Source organism: Gemmobacter sp. LW-1, from assembly GCF_001303875.1.
Lineage (GTDB): Bacteria > Pseudomonadota > Alphaproteobacteria > Rhodobacterales > Rhodobacteraceae > Gemmobacter > Gemmobacter caeni.
Genome location: NZ_LJSC01000038.1, coordinates 1 through 4,594, shown reverse-complemented (window position 1 = coordinate 4,594; position 4,594 = coordinate 1). Strand labels below are relative to the sequence as shown.

General features: G+C 67.0%; 6 protein-coding genes. 1 reads left to right on the top strand and 5 read right to left on the bottom strand.

The genetic code is table 11. The features are described 5' to 3' along the window. Nucleotides 1-190 precede the first annotated feature (190 nt). A complete protein-coding gene (locus AO684_RS10095; protein WP_054302634.1) occupies nucleotides 191-874 on the top strand; it encodes a DNA alkylation repair protein in 684 nt (227 codons plus the stop codon). Nucleotides 875-877: 3 nt separating this feature from the next. Here the strand turns inward: AO684_RS10095 and ribD are convergent, their stop codons facing one another. The 5 genes from ribD to AO684_RS22000 all read right to left on the bottom strand — a co-directional run. Continuing rightward, a complete protein-coding gene (gene ribD, locus AO684_RS10090) occupies nucleotides 878-1,960 on the bottom strand; it encodes a bifunctional diaminohydroxyphosphoribosylaminopyrimidine deaminase/5-amino-6-(5-phosphoribosylamino)uracil reductase RibD (protein WP_054302682.1) in 1,083 nt (360 codons plus the stop codon). Nucleotides 1,961-1,974: 14 nt separating this feature from the next. Further along, complete coding sequence (gene nrdR, locus AO684_RS10085) at nucleotides 1,975-2,445, bottom strand: transcriptional regulator NrdR (protein ID WP_054302633.1); 471 nt, start codon at nucleotides 2,443-2,445, stop codon at nucleotides 1,975-1,977. 311 nt (nucleotides 2,446-2,756) lie between these two features. Next, complete coding sequence (locus tag AO684_RS10080; RefSeq protein WP_054302632.1) at nucleotides 2,757-3,167, bottom strand: hypothetical protein; 411 nt, start codon at nucleotides 3,165-3,167, stop codon at nucleotides 2,757-2,759. Continuing rightward, entirely contained in the window at nucleotides 3,164-3,496 is a 333-nt protein-coding gene (locus AO684_RS10075; protein ID WP_054302631.1) for a hypothetical protein, read from the bottom strand. Before AO684_RS10075 ends, AO684_RS10080 begins: the two co-directional genes overlap by 4 nt. Before the next feature lie 12 nt (nucleotides 3,497-3,508). Next, the coding region (locus tag AO684_RS22000; RefSeq protein ID WP_054302630.1) for a pyocin knob domain-containing protein at nucleotides 3,509-4,594 on the bottom strand (1,086 nt) is incomplete at its 5' end.

Sequence of the window (4,594 nt, the reverse complement as noted above, 5' to 3'; positions counted from 1 at the left end):
GCGGGTGGTTCGGGCGGCACACAGGCCGCAAGGGCAAGACAAAGCGAAGCTGCGGGCAGGTGGCGCATCGGACCCTCCGTCATTACGGGCAAAGCATCCGCCCGCCCTGCCCTGCCGTCAAGGGGCGCGACAAAACTCTGGCCTTCGCTGCCGAGGCTGCTAGATCGGAAGGACCAGACAGGAGCCGCCGATGATCGACACCGCCACCGCCCTTGCGCAACTGGAAGCCGCCGCCGACCCGGCAAAAGCTCCGGAGATGGCGGCCTACCACAAGGCCGCGCGGCATTATCTGGGCGTGACCGTGCCCGAGATCGACGCGCTGGCAAAGGCCTGGCGCGAGGAGGTGACGGCAGAGGAACGGCTGGCGCTGGCCGAAGGTCTGTGGCGGAGCAATGTGCATGAGGGGCGCGTTGCGGCGGCGAAGCTGCTGACGCAGGCGCGCATCCGACCCGATGACGCGGTCTGGGATATGATCTGTGGCTGGGTGCCCGAGTTCGACGCCTGGGCGATTGCCGATCACGCCTGCAAGGCGGGCGAAAAGCGGGTGATGGCCGATCTTTCGCGGCTCGACACGGTGGAAAGCTGGACCCAAAGCCCGCTGATGTGGCAGCGCCGTGCGGCTCTGGTCAACACCCTGCCCCTGACCAAGCTGAACTTCCCCAAACCGGCAGAGCTTGAGGCGCGTGAGCGTGTACTGGGCTGGGCGGCGGGTTATGTGCCGGACGGCGACTGGTTCATCCAGAAGGCCATCGCCTGGTGGCTGCGCGACCTGTCAAAACACGATGCGGGACGGGTCGAGGTGTTTCTGGCCGAGCATGGCGCCGGGATGAAAGCCTTCGCCCGAAAAGAGGCGGCGAAGCATTTGCCCCGATAAGGCTCAGCCCAGCGCCCAGCGGGTCAGCACATCGGCGCCAACCGGGGTGGTTTCAATACGCCGCAGGCGCGGCGCTTCGGCCAGTGCGGTCAGGCCCAGCGGACCAAGCGCCGCGCGCCCCTCGGCCCCGATCAGCGCCCCTGCACCGAAATGCGCAAGTTCGTCCACCAGACCGGCACGGATCAGGGCGGCAGCCAGATCAGCGCCGCCCTCACAAAAGATGCGGGTCAGGCCGCGCGCGGCCAGCGCCTGCATCGCGGCGCGCAGATCGGCGTGGCCGTCGGCCTCGGGCACCGCGATCAACTCGGCCCCCGTGGCGGCCCATGCACCGCGCGCGGCCTCCGACGCGGCCTCGGTATGGATGAGCCAGACCGGAACTTGCCCCGCGCTGCGACCAAGACGACTGTCGGGACGATGGCTCAGACGGCCGTCGATCACGATGCGTACGGGTTGACGCACAGCGCCCATGTCCCGCACCGTCAGGTCGGGATCGTCGGCCCGCGCCGTGCCGGACCCCACCATCACCGCGTCATGGCGCATCCGCATGGCATGGACGGCACGCCGCGCCTCTGCCCCGGTGATCCAGCGGCTTTCACCACTGGCCGTGGCGATACGCCCGTCCAGCGTGGTGGCGAGCTTCAGCGTGACGAAGGGCAGCCCCTGTTCGACCCGTTTCAGGAACCCGGCCTGAAGCGCGCGCGCCTCAGCCGCACAAACCCCTTCGGTCACCGCAATCCCCGCCGCGCGCAGCATGGCGTGCCCCCGCCCCGCCACACGCGGATCGGGATCGGTCAGCGCCGTCACCACGCGCGCCACACCAGCGGCGATCAGCGCCTCGGCACAGGGGGAGGTCTTGCCGTGATGGGCACAGGGTTCCAGCGTGACATAGGCCGTCGCGCCCCGCGCCGCCTCGCCTGCCTGATCCAGTGCCCGGCGTTCGGCGTGGGGGCGGCCGCCCGGCTGGGTCCAGCCGCGCCCCACTACACGGCCCCCACCGGGGCCGTTGGTCACGATCACACAACCCACCGCCGGATTGGGCCAGGTATTGCCCAGTCCCCGCGCTGCCAGCGCGAGGGCGGATCGCATGTAGGCCGCGCCGTTCACTCCTCTGTCTTTTCCTGCGCGGGACGCAGTTCCGAGACGAATTTGTCGAAATCGTCGGCGGCCTGGAAGTTCTTGTAAACGCTGGCAAACCGCACATAGGCGACCGTATCGATCCGCGCGAGGCTTTCCATCACGATCTCGCCGATGATGCGCGACGAGATGTCCGTCTCGCCCATGCTTTCCAGCCGACGCACGATGCCCGAGATCATCTGGTCGATGCGTTCGGGGTCGATGGGGCGCTTCTGCATGGCGATGCGAATGGACCGCTCCAGCTTATCTCGGTCGAAATCCTCGCGCTTGCCCGAGGTCTTGATGACCACGAGGTCGCGAAGCTGCACACGTTCATAGGTGGTAAAGCGGCCGCCGCAGGCCGGGCAAAAGCGCCGTCGCCGGATCGAGACGTGATCCTCGGCGGGGCGGCTGTCCTTCACCTGGGTGTCGATATTGCCGCAGAATGGGCAGCGCATGGCCGTCCCCCTTGTCCTGTCTGTTCTGCCTCGTGATCCGGGGTTCACCTTGGCTTTGGGCCCCAGTTATCCACAGACCCTAGCGCAGAACCCCAGCCTTCGCCCAGAGGCAATTTTGCGACACTGCATCTTGATGCGTCAGACTGTGGCGCAACGGACTCAGCGAGTGCAGTGTAGCGTGACTGTAGCGTGACGGCTGTAGCTGTAGCGTGACGGCAAAAGCTGCAGAGTTTTACAGCAAATCCTGCAGCAGAACGATTTTTTGCCTCGACCGTCAAAGGGTGCTGCAAAGCCCCGGTTAACGCCAGCCCTCAAATCATCACGCTTGCCATCGCCGCCTCGACCTCCTCGACCGTTGTCGCGGCATCGATTGCGGCGCGGGTGGTGAGGCGGAGGGCCTCCAGATCGGCGGCGGTGCTGCGCCAGAGGGTGGCGAGGTTGAGCCATATCTGCGCGAGGCTTGCGCCATCGGGGGCGGTGATGCCCAGCTCGGCCGAGAGCAGCGGATAGGCGGCGGGGTCCGGTGTGGGATCGGCGATCCAGGTGCGGGCTTCGGCTTCCTTGGCGAGGTAGATCATGCTCTGCCCCGGCAGATCGGTGATCAGCGTGGCGCGGGCGGCGGTGACGGCCGCTGCCAGCGTGACACGGGCCTCGGCTTTGGCAGCCTCCAGCGCGGCTGCGGCGCGGGCCTCGGCGGTGATCGTCCTGCTCCAGTCGATCATTGGCCGACCTCCCCGGGATTATAGCTCGGCAACAGGATCGGCCCGTCTGCGGTGACGAGGATCGGTTCGGGATGCATAACCGCATGCGCTTCGGGCGGAACAGGCCACGGAATCGGGCCATGCGGCAGCAGCAGGGTCAGATGGATCACCCCGTCGATCCGGGTGACCTCCGAGGCCAGCCAGTCGCAATTCACCGCTTCACGCGGCAGGACGGCGCCCTCGGGCAAGGGGCCGAAGTCGAGATCCGCACCGTCGATGGTCAGGACATCGCCCTGCCGGGACAGGGTGAGGGCGGAATCGGCGCGGAAGGGCGAGAACGAGATCTGCATGGGTGGTCCTCCTCAGAACCAGCGGCCGATGGCGGTCAGGCCGGGCAGCGAAAGGGTGCCCGACGAGGCATAGGAGAAGACGCGGTACTGCACACTGCCGACCGAGGGCGCGTTGATCCCCAGCCAGCGCGCCGCATTGCCGCCGCCCCCTGTCACCACAGGGGCGGAGAGGAACGAGGCCGGGAAGGTCCATGTCAGCAGGTTGCTGTGCATGTAGATCGGCCCGGCTGCGGTCGCGGCATCCACCCCGGCGGCAATGACCGTGCAGATCTGGGTGCCGTCAGCGAAGCGGACATATTCGCCATTGGCATTGCTGCCGCGTTCGATGACCTTGCCGGTCGGAACGCCGCCGGACTGGGAGACCGTCCCGAGCAGCGATCCCTGATGGAATTGCTCCACCCACGGTCCCCAGCCGGATGTGCCCCAGCTTCGGGAGAACTCCCGCAGGGCCGATGCGATGGAGGCGCCGCCGTAGCTGATGAACTTCTGGATCACGTTGGTGGTGCTGCGCGCCACCACGATCAGGGCGCCAGCACCGGAGATCCCCGGCGGGTAATTGTTCCCGGTCGTGTTGGCCGATGACGAATTGTAGAAAAGCCCGGAAGTCAGGATGGTATCGAGATTATCCGCAGCGGTCAGAGAAATTGCGGTGCCCAGACCGAAATCGCCAGTCTTCAGCAACCGCCCGGCGGCGGTATCCTTGTCGTTCTGGGTCACGGCGGTGCCGAGCAGCTTGCCGTTGAGCGTATAATCGCTGCCCGCCCGCGAGAGGGCAGAGCCGCCCAGCAGACCACGGGCCTGCGATGTCAGGTCTGCCAGTTGCGCAGAGCCTGCGCCATCGAACCACGGCAGCTTGTTCGCCATCGTTTCCAGCGCCGCAAGCGCCGAAAGATTGCCGTTCGAAAGCTCCTCCAGCAGTTCCCGCGCCGAGGCCAGCGCGCGGGTCATATCCGGCGTGAAGCGGACCTCGTAGTTCACAGCGGTCTGGGCGGCCCCCGGCCAGGGATAAGCGAGCGTGAGCGAGGTCGCGCTGTTGACGCTGGCGATCCTGACACTCAGCCTGGCCGCCCAGAACATGTCCCCTGCCTCCAGCCCGGC

Excerpts from the sequence above, each read along its gene's own strand:
- AO684_RS10095 (WP_054302634.1), top strand. The coding sequence starts at position 191 with ATGATCGACACCGCCACCGCCCTTGCGCAACTGGAAGCCGCCGCCGAC.
- ribD (WP_054302682.1), bottom strand. The coding sequence starts at position 1,960 with ATGCGATCCGCCCTCGCGCTGGCAGCGCGGGGACTGGGCAATACCTGG.
- nrdR (WP_054302633.1), bottom strand. The coding sequence starts at position 2,445 with ATGCGCTGCCCATTCTGCGGCAATATCGACACCCAGGTGAAGGACAGC.
- AO684_RS10080 (WP_054302632.1), bottom strand. The coding sequence starts at position 3,167 with ATGATCGACTGGAGCAGGACGATCACCGCCGAGGCCCGCGCCGCAGCC.
- AO684_RS10075 (WP_054302631.1), bottom strand. The coding sequence starts at position 3,496 with ATGCAGATCTCGTTCTCGCCCTTCCGCGCCGATTCCGCCCTCACCCTG.